Source organism: Myroides odoratus (assembly GCF_001549985.1).
Taxonomy (GTDB): domain Bacteria; phylum Bacteroidota; class Bacteroidia; order Flavobacteriales; family Flavobacteriaceae; genus Flavobacterium; species Flavobacterium odoratum_A.
In genome coordinates this window covers 296,944-314,282 of the sequence record NZ_LROZ01000001.1, presented here as the reverse complement: position 1 = coordinate 314,282, position 17,339 = coordinate 296,944, and the positions used below count along the sequence as shown (strand labels likewise).

General features: G+C 37.1%; 9 protein-coding genes. All 9 read left to right on the top strand.

Features of this window, described 5'->3' with window-relative positions; all coding sequences use genetic code 11:
• The 9 genes from AWV75_RS01440 (at nucleotide 1) to sprA (ending at nucleotide 17,322) form a co-directional block, all read left to right on the top strand.
• Nucleotides 1–549, top strand: coding sequence for a c-type cytochrome (locus AWV75_RS01440; protein ID WP_060872985.1), 549 nt, complete (start codon nucleotides 1–3; stop codon nucleotides 547–549).
• Nucleotides 550–580: 31 nt separating this feature from the next.
• Nucleotides 581–1,885: a hypothetical protein gene (locus tag AWV75_RS01435; RefSeq protein WP_060872675.1), complete on the top strand. Its 1,305-nt coding sequence runs from the start codon at nucleotides 581–583 to the stop codon at nucleotides 1,883–1,885.
• Nucleotides 1,886–1,902: 17 nt separating this feature from the next.
• The gene (locus AWV75_RS01430) at nucleotides 1,903–3,075 is read left to right on the top strand and encodes a cytochrome c oxidase subunit II (RefSeq protein ID WP_060872674.1); all 1,173 of its coding nucleotides are present in this window, start codon (nucleotides 1,903–1,905) and stop codon (nucleotides 3,073–3,075) included.
• A 27-nt stretch (nucleotides 3,076–3,102) separates the two neighbouring features.
• Nucleotides 3,103–4,899 carry a cytochrome c oxidase subunit I gene (locus AWV75_RS01425; protein WP_060872673.1) on the top strand — a complete coding sequence of 599 codons (1,797 nt, stop codon included), beginning with the start codon at nucleotides 3,103–3,105 and terminating at the stop codon, nucleotides 4,897–4,899.
• Nucleotides 4,900–4,983: 84 nt separating this feature from the next.
• Nucleotides 4,984–6,006: a Holliday junction branch migration DNA helicase RuvB gene (ruvB, locus tag AWV75_RS01420; RefSeq protein WP_060872672.1), complete on the top strand. Its 1,023-nt coding sequence runs from the start codon at nucleotides 4,984–4,986 to the stop codon at nucleotides 6,004–6,006.
• 6 nt (nucleotides 6,007–6,012) lie between these two features.
• Nucleotides 6,013–6,936 (top strand): tRNA epoxyqueuosine(34) reductase QueG, encoded by a 924-nt coding sequence (gene queG / locus AWV75_RS01415; RefSeq protein WP_060872671.1) that lies wholly within the window; start codon nucleotides 6,013–6,015, stop codon nucleotides 6,934–6,936.
• A 63-nt stretch (nucleotides 6,937–6,999) separates the two neighbouring features.
• Nucleotides 7,000–9,279, top strand: a complete 2,280-nt coding sequence (locus AWV75_RS01410) for an NADP-dependent malic enzyme (RefSeq protein WP_060872670.1) — start codon at nucleotides 7,000–7,002, stop codon at nucleotides 9,277–9,279.
• 93 nt (nucleotides 9,280–9,372) lie between these two features.
• Entirely contained in the window at nucleotides 9,373–9,954 is a 582-nt protein-coding gene (ruvA, locus tag AWV75_RS01405; RefSeq protein WP_002989866.1) for a Holliday junction branch migration protein RuvA, read from the top strand.
• A gap of 3 nt (nucleotides 9,955–9,957) precedes the next feature.
• The gene (sprA, locus tag AWV75_RS01400) at nucleotides 9,958–17,322 is read left to right on the top strand and encodes a cell surface protein SprA (protein WP_060872669.1); all 7,365 of its coding nucleotides are present in this window, start codon (nucleotides 9,958–9,960) and stop codon (nucleotides 17,320–17,322) included.
• Nucleotides 17,323–17,339: the final 17 nt, after the last annotated feature.

The following is a 17,339-nucleotide window of genomic DNA, read 5'->3' as shown; positions in this document are numbered from 1 at the left end:
ATGAAATCGATATATAAAATAGTAACTTTAGCAGGTGTAGCTGTTTTGACTACGTCGTGTTTTAATAAAGAGCGTCCTAACTATCAGTTTATGCCTAATATGTACGAATCTGTTGCATATGAAACATACGCTGAAGTTCCGACTACTGTTTTTGCAAATGGTAAGGAAGGACAACTTCCTGCAGAGGGATCTGTGCCTCGTGGATTTCAACCAGAAGAGTATGCAGATACTCCTGAAGGTTTGGCTGAAGCAAGACTACATTTAAAATCACCCTTAACTGCAGATGAAAAAGATTTAGAGAAAGGTAAAGCGTTGTATGCAATTTACTGCTCAGTTTGTCACGGTGCAAAAGGAGATGGAAAAGGTAATTTAGTGAAAAGAGAGAAGTTCTTAGGGGTTCCTAACTATCATGATAGAGAGCTTACAGAAGGAGGAATTTATCACGTTATTACTTATGGTTTGAATTCAATGGGATCACATAAAAACCAATTAACGCAACATGAGCGTTGGTTAGTTACTGATTATGTGCTTAAATTGAAATCAGAATAATAAATTGTAAAACTTAGTTGAAAGTTTAGATATGTACACATTATCAAAAAATTTGAAAACCTTTGCGTTAGTCCTGATGGTTCTAGGATTAGTAGGGATTGCGTATGGGTTTTTCAGTGCACCAAAGACAACTGCTGATGTAGAGCAGATTTTAAATGAGCAAGCTCACCATGGTGGTGGACATCATGCAGATCACAGCGAAGTTTCGGATGCTGATCACGATGCTCATCAAAAACATTTAGAGCATGTGCTAACACAGATGCAAAATAAACCTTGGACAGCTGTATATGTTGCTTGTATTTTTGTAATGCTTGTTTCTCTTGGGATTTTAGCTTTTTACGGAATCAATCACGCAGCAGCAGCAGGTTGGTCACCAGTTCTTTTCCGTGTTATGGAAGGATTGACGGCTTACTTATTGCCTGGGTCTATTATATTCTTCCTTTTATTAGTGGCAAGTTCACTAGGAGGTAACCACCTATTCATTTGGATGGATCCTGCTATTGTTGAACATGATGTTTTAATTCAAGGAAAAACAGGTTACTTGAATATTCCATTTTTCTTAATAAGAGCAATCATTTTCTTAGGTGGTTGGAACTTATATAGAATTTATATGAGAAAGCAATCGTTGAAATTAGATGAAACAGGTGATTTAACATTCCACAAGAAAATGTTTAAAGCTTCTGCTGGTTTCTTAGCTTTCTTTATTGTTACTGAATCAATGGCTTCATGGGACTGGATTATGTCTATTGATACACACTGGTACAGTACTTTATTCGGATGGTACGTATTTGCTAGTTTCTTTGTAACTGCTATTACTACTATCGCGTTTACTACTTTGTATTTGAAAGGAAAAGGATACTTGGAATTCGTGAACACAAGTCACATTCACGATTTAGCTAAATTTATGTTTGGTTTAAGTATTTTCTGGACTTATCTTTGGTTCTCGCAATTCATGTTACAGTGGTACTCAAATATTCCAGAAGAGGTTACATACTTTATCTTCAGAATTCAAGAGTATAACTTACCATTCTTCGGAATGTTAGTATTGAACTTCGTGTTGCCTTTATTATTATTGATCAACACAGATTTCAAACGTCTATCTTGGATTGTAGTTATGGCTGGTACTTGTATTATTGTAGGTCACTATTTAGACTTCTTTATTATGATTAGCCCTGGTACTGTTGGTGGATCTTGGTTTATTGGTGTTCCTGAAATTGCAGCGTTAATGTTCTTCATCGGATTATTTATCTATGTTGGATTTACAGCAATCTCTAAAGCTCCATTATTAGCTAAGAACAACCCGCTAATCGAAGAAAGTAAACATTTTCATTATTAATAATTAAAAATAAACCAATGACTAGTTTATTAATAGTAGCGATAGTTGTATTATTGGGAATTGCAATTTGGCAATTGACTAAGATATTTGATTTAACGCAAGTAGGGTCAGGTCCTGATGACTATTCATCTCAAGTAGCGAATCCAAAAGATAATAACATTCAAGGTTATGTCGTTTTCGGTTTCCTAGCTTTCATCTACGTATTTACAATATTTTGTTTAGTAGAATATGGAAGTTTTCCATTAATGGGTGATTCAGCATCGGAGCACGGAAAAACAGTTGATAATCTAATGTGGATTTCAATGGGATTAATTTTCTTTGTTCAGATTATTACTCAATTCTTATTACACTACTTCGCATTTAAAGCACGTGGTATTAAAGGAAGAAAAGCAAGATACTTTTCTGATAATGATAAATTAGAAGCAGCTTGGACAATCATCCCAACAATTACATTAACAGGTTTAATCCTTTATGGTTTATTCGCTTGGAATGATATCATGTTTGTTGATCAAGAAGAAGAAGTAATCAACATCGAAGTGTATGCAAAACAATTCGCTTGGGATGTTCGTTATTCTGGTGAAGACAATACATTAGGAAAAGCTAACGTGCGTTTTATTAAAGGCGTTAACGTAGCAGGGGTTGATATGACAGACCCGAATGCTCAAGATGATAAAATGGCAAAAGAACTTCACTTACCAGTTGGAAAGAAAGTTGTTTTGAAATTTAGATCTCAAGACGTGTTACACTCAGCTTATTTACCTCACTTTAGAGCGCAAATGAACTGTGTACCAGGAATGGTTACTCAATTCGCTTTTGTACCTAGCGTTACAACAGAAGAAATGAGAACTCGTGAATCGATTGTTAGTAAAGTGAATAATATTAATAATATTAGAGCTGAAAGAAGTCAAGAGCTTGTTGCTGGAGGTCATGAACCTTTAGATCCATATACATTTGATTACTTATTATTATGTAATAAAATTTGTGGAGCTTCACACTATAACATGCAACTTAAAGTTGTGGTGTCTACAGAAGAAGAATTTAAAGCTTGGTTAAAAGAGTTACCTACTTTAGCAGATCAAGTTGCTGCTGAAAATGGGGCTAAAGAAGAAGAAGTAGCTGCTCCTGCTGTGGAAACAGAAGTTATCACAGAAGAAGTTGAAACGGAAGCTATCGCTCAAGTAGTTAAATAATTCACGAATTAAATTAAAACTTATACTATGTCAGCAATAGGACACGAAATAATTAATGATCACGATCACGATCATCACGATAAAGGAAATTTCTTTACTAAATACGTATTTAGTTTAGATCACAAGATGATTGCAAAACAATACCTAATTACGGGTATTATTATGGGAATCATCGGGATTGTAATGTCCCTTTTATTTAGAATGCAAATTGCGTGGCCTGAAGAATCTTTTCAGGTATTCAAATGGTTATTAGGAGAAAAAATGGCTCCAGACGGAGTAATGAGAAATGATATTTACCTTGCTTTGGTTACAATGCACGGAACAATCATGGTATTCTTCGTATTAACTGCTGGTTTAAGTGGTACGTTCTCGAACTTACTTATTCCATTGCAAATTGGAGCACGTGATATGGCTTCAGGATTCATGAACATGTTATCTTACTGGTTCTTCTTTGTTTCTGCGGTATTAATGGTTATCTCAATCTTCGCAGAAGGTGGACCTGCTTCTTCAGGATGGACAATTTATCCTCCTTTAAGTGCACTTCCACAAGCAATCCCAGGTTCTGGTATGGGGATGACATTATGGTTAATCTCTATGGCTATCTTCATCGTTTCTTCTACAATGGGATCGTTGAACTACGTAGCTACTGTAGTTAACTTAAGAACAAAAGGAATGACGATGACAAGAATGCCTTTAACAATTTGGGCGTTATTTGTTACAGCTATTATCGGTATCGTATCGTTCCCAGTTCTTTTATCTGCTGCATTATTATTGATTTTCGATAGAAGTTTCGGTACTTCATTCTTCTTATCAGATATTTATTTAGCTGGAGAAGTTTTACATTACCAAGGAGGATCACCAGTATTGTTTGAACACTTATTCTGGTTCTTAGGTCACCCTGAGGTATATATCGTAATCTTACCTGCAATGGGTATTACATCAGAAATTATCGCAACTTCTGCACGTAAACCAATCTTCGGATACCGTGCGATGATTGCTTCAATCTTAGGTATTGCTTTCTTATCAACAATCGTTTGGGGTCACCACATGTTCGTATCGGGTATGAACCCGTTCTTAGGATCTGTGTTTACTTTTACAACGTTATTGATCGCTATTCCTTCTGCAGTAAAAGCGTTCAACTACATTACTACAATTTGGAGTGGTAATATCCAAATGAACCCTGCAATGTTATTCTGTATTGGTTTCGTTTCTACGTTCATTACAGGAGGTTTAACAGGAATTATCTTAGGAGATTCAACTTTAGATATTAACGTACACGATACATATTTCGTTATCGCTCACTTCCACTTAGTAATGGGTATCTCTGCACTTTACGGAATGTTCGCTGGTATCTACCACTGGTTCCCTAAAATGTTCGGAAGAATGATGAATAAAAACTTAGGTTATATTCACTTCTGGGTAACTGCAGTTTGTGCGTATGGAGTATTCTTCCCAATGCACTTTATCGGATTAGCAGGTTTACCTCGTCGTTACTATTCAAATACAGCATTCCCATTATTCGATGAATTCTATGATGTGAACGTATTAATTACAGTATTTGCTTTAGTAGGAGCGGCATTCCAATTAGTATTCTTATGGAACTTCTTTGTTAGTATTTTCTACGGTAAGAGAGCACCTCAAAACCCTTGGAGATCAAACAGTTTAGAGTGGACTACTCCAGTAGAACACATCCATGGAAACTGGCCTGGTGAGTTACCAGTTGTTTACAGATGGCCTTATGACTACAGTAAACCTGGATTACCAGAAGATTACGCGCCTCAAACTATGCCTTATATGGAAGGTGAGGAGCAATTACACCACTAAAATTAATTTAGTATAGATATAAAAACGCCATTCATTTTTGAATGGCGTTTTTTTGTATCCCTTTTTTTAATTTATCTTTGTTCTATGAATGAGAATTTAGATCCTACTACCAAGCATTTCAACCAAGAGGAATTCGATGTTGAAAAAAGACTAAGACCCCTGTCATTTGATGATTTTGCGGGTCAAGATAGTGTTTTGGAAAACCTGAAAATATTCGTGGCTGCGGCTAATCAACGCGGAGAAGCCTTGGATCATGCTTTGTTTCACGGTCCTCCAGGATTGGGAAAAACAACGTTGGCTAATATTTTAGCGAATGAGTTGAATGTAGGAATCAAAATTACGTCAGGTCCAGTTTTGGATAAACCAGGAGATTTAGCTGGCTTATTGACGAATCTGGAAGAGCGAGATGTCTTGTTTATCGACGAGATTCATCGTTTAAGTCCTATTGTAGAGGAGTATTTATACTCGGCTATGGAAGACTTTAAAATTGATATTATGATTGAATCTGGGCCCAATGCGCGTTCGGTTCAAATTCATCTAAATCCGTTTACTTTAGTTGGCGCAACTACGCGTTCAGGTTTATTAACTGCACCAATGCGCGCGCGTTTTGGTATTCAGAGCCGTTTGCAATATTATTCTAAAGAATTGTTAGCAATGATTATTGAGCGCAGTGCATCGATTCTCAATGTACCTATTGATTTAGAAGCAGCAATTGAAATTGCTGGACGTAGTCGTGGAACACCGCGTATTGCTAACGCATTACTGCGTAGGGTGCGTGATTTTGCACAAATTAAAGGAAATGGCAGTATTGACATCGAAATCTCTAAATACGCCTTAAATGCGCTTCATGTAGACGCTCGCGGTTTAGATGAAATGGACAATAAAATTCTCTCTACCATCATTGATAAATTTAAAGGTGGACCTGTTGGACTTTCAACTTTGGCCACTGCCGTGTCGGAGAATGCGGAAACCTTAGAGGAAGTGTATGAACCGTACTTGATTCAAGAGGGATTCATTATCCGAACGCCTCGTGGTCGTGAAGCTACAGAATTAGCCTTTAAACACCTTGGACGTCATAAATCTGTTGGTGGATTATTTGATTTGTAAATCTCTATGGATAAAAAATCTCATTATGCTGCACTTATTAAAGCCGAAGCGAAGCGCTTAGGTTTTATGTCTTGTGGTATTTCTGAAGCTGGTTTTTTAGAAGAGGAAGCTCCGCGTTTGGAAAAGTGGTTGAATGCCAATATGCATGGAAGTATGCAGTATATGGAAAATCATTTTGACAAGCGCTTAAATCCAACCTTACTTGTAGAAGGCGCCAAGAGTGTCGTCTCGCTTTTGTTTAATTACTACCCAGAACAAGAGCAAACAGCAGAGGCTTATAAAATTTCTAAATATGCCTATGGTGAGGACTATCACTATGTGGTCAAAGATAAATTAAAAGAACTACTGCATTTTATTCACGAAAATATTGGTGCTGTCGATGGACGTGCTTTTGTGGATTCTGCTCCTGTTTTAGATAAGGCTTGGGCAGCAAAAAGTGGATTAGGTTGGGTTGGAAAAAACAGCAACCTCATTTCAAAGCAGGTGGGGTCTTTTTTCTTTATTGCTGAATTGATTATTGACCTAGAGTTGGAATCAGATGGAGCCACTACGGATCATTGTGGAAAGTGTACCCGTTGCATAGATGCTTGTCCAACAGGGGCTATTGAAAGTGCTTATATCGTCAATGGATCGAAGTGTATTTCCTATTTTACGATTGAATTAAAAGACGATATTCCAACCGAATTTGCTGGTCAATTTGATAATTGGATGTACGGTTGTGACGTCTGTCAAGACGTTTGCCCGTGGAATCGCTTTGCTAAACCTCATAACGAACCTCGATTTACTCCTAACGAGGCGTTAATGAATTATTCCAACAAGGAGTGGGAAGAACTTACAAATGAGGTTTTTAATGATATTTTTAAAAAATCCGCAGTAAAAAGAACAAAGTATACGGGATTAGTGAGGAATATTAAATTTTTAAAGGAATAAAATTCTAACATTAAATTATCTTTAAAAAGAGGTAACTTTGTTTATTCGGTTAAAAATATTTTTATGAATAAAGAAAGCTTACGTAGGGAAGCGTTGTTATATCACGCAAAACCAACACCTGGAAAAATTCAAGTAGTACCTACAAAAAAATATTCTTCTCAACGAGATTTAGCATTGGCTTACTCACCTGGAGTAGCAGAGCCTTGTTTAGAAATTGCAAAAGATGTAAATAACGTTTATAAATATACAGCAAAAGGAAACTTAGTGGCTGTTATATCCAATGGTACTGCCGTTTTAGGATTAGGAAATATCGGTCCTGAAGCATCAAAACCTGTAATGGAGGGGAAAGGTCTTTTATTTAAGATCTTTGCTGATATAGATGTTTTTGATATTGAAGTAGATACTACGGATATCGATAAATTTATCGAAACAGTAAAAAATATTGCTCCAACGTTTGGAGGAATCAACTTAGAAGACATTAAAGCACCAGAATCTTTTGAAATTGAAAGAAGATTGAAAGAGGAATTGAACATTCCAGTGATGCATGATGATCAACACGGAACAGCAATTATTTCTGCGGCAGCTTTATTGAATGCTTTAGAATTAGCAGGAAAGAAAATTGACGAAGTAAAAATGGTGGTTTCTGGAGCAGGATCTGCTGCGATTGCTTGTGCTAATTTATACGTTGCATTCGGTGTAAAACAAGAAAATATCTTGATGTTCAACAGTAAAGGAGTATTGAAGAAAGGCGATGATCGCATTTCAGATATGCAACGTGAATTTGCTGTAGATTATGATATTTCATTGATGGATGCAATGAAAGGAAGCGATGTATTCATCGGTCTTTCTACTGCGGATGTAGTAACTCCAGAAATGCTATTAGGCATGGCGGATAATCCTATTGTATTTGCAATGGCTAATCCAAAACCAGAAATCGATTACAATGTAGCAGTTCAGACACGTAAAGATGTGATTATGGCTACGGGTAGATCTGATTATCCAAACCAAGTGAATAACGTATTGGGATTCCCTTATATCTTTAGAGGAGCTTTGGATGTTCGTTCTACGAAAATCAACGAAGAAATGAAAATGGCAGCTGTAGTTGCTTTAGCTAAATTGGCTAAAGAACCTGTGCCAGAACAAGTGAATATCGCATACGGAGAAACGAAATTGAGCTTTGGTCGTGAGTATATCATTCCTAAGCCATTCGACCCTCGTTTAATTGCTGTAGTTCCACCAGCCGTAGCTAAAGCTGCAATGGAATCTGGATTGGCAGAAGCGCCAATTACTGATTGGGATAAATATAAGCAAGAGTTAGAAGAGCGTATGGGGTCTGATAACAAATTAGTGCGTATGTTGTTTAATCGCGCTAAAATCGATGCAAAACGCGTGGTTTATGCTGAAGCTGATCACTTAGATGTATTAAAAGCAGCTCAAATCGCTTACGAAGAAGGAATTGCTACTCCAATTTTATTGGGAGATAAAGAAACCATCATAGAGTTGAAAAAAGAGATTGAGTTTCATGCAGATGTTGAAATTATCGATCCTAAATCGGAACTTGAGAAAGAAAGAAGAGCTGTATTTGCAGATTTATACTGGAAAACAAGACAACGCAAAGGAATTACACAATACGAAGCGTCAAAATTAATGCGCGAGCGTAACTATTTTGCGGCTATGTTGGTGAATACTGGACAAGCAGATGTATTGTTAACTGGATATTCTCGTAGTTACCCTACTGTGGTAAAACCAATCTTGGAGTTAATTCCTCGTGCACAAGGAGTAGATAAAATTGCTACAGCTAACTTGATGATGACCAAAAGAGGTCCGATGTTCTTAGCAGATACTGCAATTAATCCAAATCCTACAGCTGAAGAATTAGCGAAAATTGCGGTTATGGTGGAGAAAACAGTAAAGATGTTTGGTTTAGATCCAGTTATCGCTATGTTGTCGTACACTAACTTTGGTTCTGCAGAGCATGCTTCTCCAACGAAAGTAAAAGAAGCAGTGAAGCTTTTACATGAACACTATCCAGAAATGGTGGTGGATGGAGAAATTCAAATGGACTTTGCGTTGAACAACGAGATGTTGAAATCGAAGTTTCCTTTCTCTAAATTGGTCAATAAAAAAGTGAATACATTAGTTTTTCCAAACTTGGATTCAGCCAATATTACCTATAAAATGTTGAAAGAATTAAATAAAGCGACTTCAATCGGACCAATTATTATGGGACTTGAAAAAGCCGTTCACATTTTCCAATTAGGCGCAAGCGTGGATGAAATGGTGAATATGACAGCGGTAGCTGTGGTGGATGCTCAAGTTAGAGAGAGCCGCAAGAAAAAATAAAAAAATAAAAACAAAAAATCTTCCTTGGTTTGCCTTTCATTATGTTAGTAAATAGTTAAAATTATTTACTATTTTTGATGAAAATTAGATAGTATGATTGCGCAGATTCAAGGAAGATTAATTGAAAAAACACCTACTGAAGTGATTATTGATTGTCACGGTGTAGGATACCAAATAAATATATCACTTTATACGTATTCACTTATTGGTGCTGATGAGAACCTTAAGCTGTATACATTCCTTCAAATTAAAGATGATGCGCATACTTTATTCGGATTTATCGATAAAGTGGAGCGTGAGTTATTTAAACTTTTAATCTCTGTTTCTGGAGTGGGTGGAAATACCGCTCGAAACATTTTATCTTCTACTGTACCCAAAGAATTATTGCAAATGATTGCAAATGCAGATGCAAAAAGCATTCAGCGTATCAAGGGGATTGGGGCTAAAACAGCTCAACGAATTATATTAGACTTACAGGAAAAAGTATTGAAACTTTATAATATTGATGAAGTTTTGCCTACAATTAACAATACAAATGCCGATGAAGCGTTATCTGCTTTAGAGGTTCTTGGTTTTGTCCGCAAAACTGCTGAAAAAGTAGTGGATGTAATTCTAAAAGCCAATCCTGAGGCCTCTGTAGAAGATATTATTAAACAAGCATTAAAAAAGTTGTAAGTCTTGGGAGGTTTCTTTGTTTTTCACCGGAAGTTGGCTTTCTGTTTATTTTTTGTTTTGTGCAGCACGTGGAGTGGTCTTGCACAAAATAACACATTGAATCAACCCAACGATTCTATTCCACAGCCAGCTTATGATATGGGTAATATCACATTACCTGATCCAGAAATTATCAAGGAATCGTATAGCTATGATCCATTAACGGATCAATATTACTACACCAAAGTGGTGAGTGATTTTAATTTGAGCTTACCGCTGATTTTGTCGCGCCAAGAGTATGAAAAAATCTTGATGCGTGCAGAAATGCGTCGCTATTTTTCTCAGAAGTTTAATGCAGTCAATGGAACCTTAGAAGATCCAGCAGCACAACGCGATATGCTACCGCGCTATTATGTCAATTCAAAATTGTTTTCCGGAATATTTGGATCCAATGAAATTGATGTAAAACCAACTGGTTCTGTGGAATTCGATATGGGAATTCGCCATACGAAACAAGAAAATCCGTTGATGTCGAGTCGAAATAGAAAATCAACAACGTTTGATTTTGATCAGCGCATTAGCATGGGATTGCAAGGGATGGTTGGTACGCGATTAGCCGTGAATGCTAATTATGATACCCAAGCGAGTTTTGACTTTCAGAATATCATGAAATTGGAATATGCACCCGATGAAGATGATATTGTGCAAAAAGTCGAAGTAGGTAATGTGAGCATGCCGATTAGTGGTTCTTTAATTCGAGGAACACAAAGTTTATTCGGGGTGAAAACAGAACTCAAATTCGGTAAAACGACAATTACAGGAGTTTTCTCCGAACAAAAATCACAGACAACTTCAGTGAATGCTGAAGGAGGAGGAATGTTGGAAGATTTTGAATTGTATGCCTTAGACTACGATGAAGACCGACACTTCTTTTTATCGCAATACTTTAGAAGTAAGTATGACGAGGCATTGAAAGATTACCCTTACATCAATTCGAGAGTGCGCATTACACGCGTGGAAGTTTGGGTAACCAATCGCTATAATCGCGTGAGTCAAACGAATAATAACTTGCGAAACATTGTAGCGATTCAAGATTTAGGGGAAGGGTTTTTACGCAATGTCAAGACAGAAAAAATATTTTCTCCCCGTGTGGATCCTGCTGCTTTCGTATTGAATAAAACAATTGACGCACCAACAGATAATAAAAATAACCAATATGACCCTGGAAAAATTGGAAGTAACTACTTAACACCTTCTATCCGAACTTCGGGTATCGGAGGTAGTGGGTTTACCAATAGCGTACAGGAAGGATTGGATTACGCTCGTTTGGAAAGTGCAAGAAAATTAAGCCCAAATGAGTTTACCTTTCATCCGCAATTGGGGTATATTTCCCTTCAACAACGTTTGTCAAATGATGAAGTTTTAGCTGTTGCTTTCCAGTATACCATTGGAGATAAAGTATACCAAGTAGGGGAATTCGGAACAGATGGCGGAAGCTCAAACGTTGAAACAACTATTCCTGGACAAACAGATCCAGATGCTCAAGTGCCATTAGCACAAGCTTTAGTGGTGAAGATGTTGAAGAGTTCGTTGACTTTGACAAGCGCACCCGTTTGGAATTTGATGATGAAAAATATCTATCAGATACCAAACGCGATGAATATTTCACAAGATAAATTTCGCTTTAACTTATTATATACTGATCCAAGTCCGCTGAATTACATCAGCCAAGCGGGAGATTTACCTTTACCAGAAGGTGTAGATCGCACGCCATTATTGAAAGTATTTAACTTGGATCGCTTGGATTCAGCAAATAACCCACAAAATGGAGGGGATGGATTTTTCGATTATTTGGCACAAGGAAGTGCAACGAATGGGTTAGATCCTACTACCGGAAGTTTTGGAAATAACAACAACGGATACGGTGGAAATAATTCTTATGGTGGAGGATATGGAAATAACTCCAACCAAAACCAATACAACAATAATACCTTTGACGGTATAACTATTGATGCCGTTAATGGGCGAATTATTTTTACAACAGTAGAACCTTTTGGAACGCATTTATTCGATAAGTTAAAGAATAAAATGGATGAAGATTATGATGTTTCGGCGTCATACAACTCCAACCAGAAAAAATATGTATTCCGCGAATTATATTCGAATACCAAATCATCTGCAATTCGAAACCAAAGTAGCAAGAATAAATTCCAATTAAAAGGAAAGTATTCAAGTGTAAGTGGACAAGGAATTCCGATTGGAGCGTTTAATATTGCACCTGGATCGGTTGTCGTGAATGCAGGTGGAAGGGTATTGGCTGAAGGAGTAGATTATACCGTTGACTATACAGGAGGTCGTGTTATGATTCTAGATGAAGCCTTGCTTGCTTCGAATACGCCAATTAATATTTCTGTTGAAAATAATACGATGTTTGGGCAACAAACCAAGCGTTTCTTTGGATTGAATATTGATCACCAATTCAACAAAGATTTCAAAATCGGAGGTACATTCTTGCGTTTGTCTGAAAAACCAATGACACATAAATCGGTTTATGGGCAAGAGTCTGTAAACAATACGATTTGGGGATTCAATATGCAATATTCGACTGAAGTACCGTTCTTGACGCGTATGGTTAATAAATTACCAAATATTGATACCGATGTTGAATCTCGTGTTTCAATACGAGGAGAATTTGCTTATCTACAACCTGGAGCTTCGAAGAATGATCAGATGAATGGAGAAGCAACAGTGTATATTGATGATTTTGAAGGAGCTCAATCGCGTATTGATATCCGATCGCCTTTAGCATGGAAATTATCGAGTACCCCAGTTGGGTTTTTCAAGAAAGATGCCAATACCTATGAGGATCCTAACAACTTACCGCATTCCTTAGAAGATGGATTCCGCCGAGGTAAATTAGCGTGGTATACCATTGACCCTACTTTTTATGTAGGAGCGAAACCGAATGGAGTGGGTATTGAAGATATGTCTTCGAACCGTACAAGAAGAATTTTTAGTGAAGAGTTATTTGCTACCAAAGATATCGCCTATGGAGAGAGTCGCGTAATTACAACGTTAGATATGTCTTTCTATCCAGAAGAACGTGGACCATATAACTTTAATCCTGATTTTTTACAGTCTTTAAAATCGAAGACACCACGTAAAAACTGGGGAGGTGTGATGCGTGGATTGGCAACAACCAACTTTGAACAAGCCAATATTGAGTTTGTTGAATTTTGGGTATTAGACCCGTATGTAGGAAGATCTAATGATGTACTTCCAGAACGAAATAGCGGAGAATTACGCCTGAACTTCGGATTTATCTCGGAAGATATTTTGCGTGATGGGTACAAACAATATGAAAATGGATTGCCTGGTGTTGGTAGTACTGTTGCAACGATTGAAACAATTTGGGGAAAAGTACCTGCAGCACCATCGTTAATTTATGCGTTTGATGTAAATGCTGAAAGTAGACGTTTACAAGATGTTGGTTTAGATGGATTGAGCGATGATGAAGAGCGTATGAAGTTTGCAGATTTTGCAGGATTCGCTGATCCTGCTGCAGATAATTTTGTGCACTATCTTGATGCGGAGGGAGGAATCTTAGAGCGTTATAAGAATTACAATGGACTAGAAGGAAACTCACCAACTTCAGGAACAAGAGGAGGAAATAACCAACCAGATGCAGAGGATATTGATGGGGATAATACTATGAATACCATTGATGCTTATTTTGAATACGCTGTAAAAATTAAAGCCAATCCTGAAGTAGGAGAAAATTACGTAACGGATATTAGAAATACTACAGCTCAATTAGCAGACGGATCTGTAACTCCAGTACGTTGGGTTCAGTATAAAGTGCCTATCGATGAAAATGGAAAGAAAATTGGAATGATTGATGATTTCCGTTCGATGCGTTTTATGCGTATGTATTTAACTGGATTCGAAAGTGAAATCACCTTGCGTTTTGGAAGTTTAGATTTAGTGCGTTCAGATTGGAGAAGATACAATGCAAGTTTGCAAAATGACAAGGACAATAACCCATTGCCATTACGTCCAAATACAGGATTCGATGTTACGTCAGTAAGTGTGCAAGATAACTATGACAGAAAACCAATTCCGTATGTTATTCCTCCAGGAGTTAAGCGCGAACAATATTATGTAAACAATACAGTTGTTGCACAAAATGAGCAATCATTGTCATTAAAAGTATATCCAATTGAAACAGGAAAAGCTCCAGACGGATTAGCGCCTGGTGATTCAAGAGGAGTATATAAAAACTTCAACCTAGATCTTCGTCGCTACAACAAGTTGCGTATGTTTATACACGCAGAAGCTTTAGAAAATAGCACCATGCGTTTACGCGATGATGAAATGGTGGCCTTTATTCGTTTGGGAACGGATATTACGGATAACTTCTACCAAGTGGAAATTCCGTTGAAAGTAACGAATTTCGGTGAGGCAAATCCAGATTTAATTTGGCCAGAAGCGAATGAATTAGAATTGAAACTAGAACTTTTGACCAAATTGAAAGTGATGTTTATGAACGAGGTTGGAAAGCAAGAACGCTTAACGGATATCTTTTTTAAAGAAGAAGAAGAATTGAGCGGAGGTGCTTCGCGTGAAAATAAATTGCGTTACGGAATCAAGGGGAATCCAAACTTTGGAAATGTCCGCGTGATTATGATTGGTTTGCGTAATGATTTAGACCGTTACGGAGCAACAGGTGATTTAGCTGGTGAATTCTGGTTTGATGAATTGAGAATGTCAGACATGGATAATAAAGGCGGTTGGGCAGCTACATTGAGTATGGATGCAAACTTAGCTGACTTTGCTAATATCTCTGCAACGGGAACAAAACGCACCATCGGATTTGGAGGCTTGGAACAAGGCCCGAACCAACGAAGTAAAGAAGATTTTAAATCGTATAGCATTGTTACGAATGTAAACCTAGGACAATTATTACCGAAGAATTGGAGAATTAACCTACCGTTTAACTATGCGATTAGTGAGGAGTTTATTACACCAGAGTTTGACCCAGCTAACCCAGATGTGAAGTTGAAAACGATGAAATCTGTAGCAGGTTCTTCAGCAATGGCAGATGAAATTGAAAAACGCGCAACGGATTATACCAAGCGAAGAAGTATCAACTTTATTGGGGTGAATAAACAGAAAGATCCAGAGAGTAAAAAGAGAATTTACGACATTGAAAACATAACATTATCACATTCATACAACGAGGTGATTCACCATGATTTTGAAGTAGAGTCCATGATTGATCAACAAACGAGATCAGCTTTGGATTATGCGTATAGCTTTGAGGCAAAACCAATCGAGCCATTCAAAAAAATGGAGTTTATGAAAGGAAGATATTGGCAAATATTGAAGGATTTTAACTTCAATTATCTACCGTCTAATATTATGTTTAGTAGTAATATCATGCGTCAATATAACAAACAACAATTCCGTTTGATTGATGTGGAAGGAATTGGATTAGACCCGTTGTACAGACGTAATTACTATTTCAATTACAACTATGGATTTAATTTCGACTTGACGAAATCACTGCGTTTAAATTATGTAGGAGGAAGTAATAATATTGTTCGAAATTATTACGATAGTCAATTTAATGTGATTGAGAATAGCACAATTTGGGATGATTATTTCAACGTTGGAGAGCCAAATCAGTTCACGCAACAGTTTACATTGAACTACGATTTACCACTAAATAAAATTCCTTTCCTTGCTTTTGTTCGTTCTTCATATGCGTATACAGGAACATACAATTGGCAACGTGCTTCGGATGCATTTAGTCAGATTGAATTTGATGGAGTTAATTACAACTTAGGAAATACCATCCAAAACTCAAGAACCCAACAATTAAATACAACCTTTAGTTTAGAGACGTTGTATCGCTATGTTGGCTTAGTGAAACGCAATACAGCGAAGAAAACACCTGCGAAGAAAGCTGCGATTGTACCAGGTCAAAAAGTGGTGCAAAACAAAGAAAAAGAAGGGGGATCTACAGGAGGTGCTTTAACTGATTTTGCTATTGGATTATTGACCTCTGTGAAAACTATTCAGATTAATTATTCTGAAAATAGTGGAACTGTATTGCCAGGATTTATGCCAAGTGTTGGATTCTTCGGTACATCAAAACCAACCATGGGATTTGTCTTTGGAGACCAGGCAGATGTGCGTTATCAAGCGGCAAGTTACGGTTATTTAACCAACTTCCCAGAGTTTAACCAAGAGTATACACAAGTATCAAACAAGACGCTAAACTTTACAGCAAGTGTTAATCCAATTCCAGATTTGACGATTGATGTAACGGGAAGAAGAATGAAATCAGAGAATTATGCAGAGCAATTCCAAGTGCTGAATAATGAATATCAATCTCAGTCGCCATATAACTATGGAAACTTCAGTATTTCAACTATTATGTTGAGTAGTGCTTTTTCAAGTAATTCACTGGAGTATTCTGCAGCATTTGAACGCATGAAAGAAAATCGTTTGATTGTAGCAAATCGCCTTGCAACAGCAAGAGGAATTGATATCAATGATCCGAATAATTTAGATAAAGAAGGATTCCCTATTGGCTACAGTAAAGGAAGTCAAGAAGTATTACTTCCGTCTTTCTTAGCTGCGTATACAGGAAAAGGAGCAGGGAAAGTATCTACGAGTATGTTTAGAGATATTCCATTGCCAAACTGGAACCTTCGCTATACGGGATTGATGCGCATTCCTTGGATTAAGAGTAAATTCAGAAGATTCTCTATTCACCATGGGTATACAGCAACTTATGCCTTGGGTTCATTTAGTTCAAATTTTGAATACTATGAGAAGCCAAATGAAGTGAATCAATATGGAAATTACCCTGCTCAAACAGTCGTAAATAACGCTATTTTAACAGAGCAGTTTAATCCGTTAATCCGCTTTGATTTGGAGACAAATTCGGCCATTAAAATCTTGGCAGAAATTAGAAAAGACAGAACCTTGGCGTTGAGTTTTGACAACAACCTTTTAACGGAAACATCCGGAAATGACTATGTCATTGGATTGGGATACCGAATCAAAAATGTTGGTTTTAATTCGATGTACGCAAATAACGGAATGGGTGGACGTATTGAAAGTGATATCAATATCAAAGTAGATTTGACCTTGAGTAAGCGCGAAACCATTGTGCGTTATTTAGATTACAACAACAACCAAGTGGGAGGGGGACAAGATATGTGGAAGTTATTAATTACAGCAGATTATATGTTGAGTAAGAATTTAACTGCAATATTCTTCTACGATCATTCTTTCTCTAAAGCGGTTATTTCAACGATGTATCCAATTACAAATATTCGCACTGGATTGACCATGCGATATAGTTTTGGAAATTAGTTGAATTTGTTTCGAAA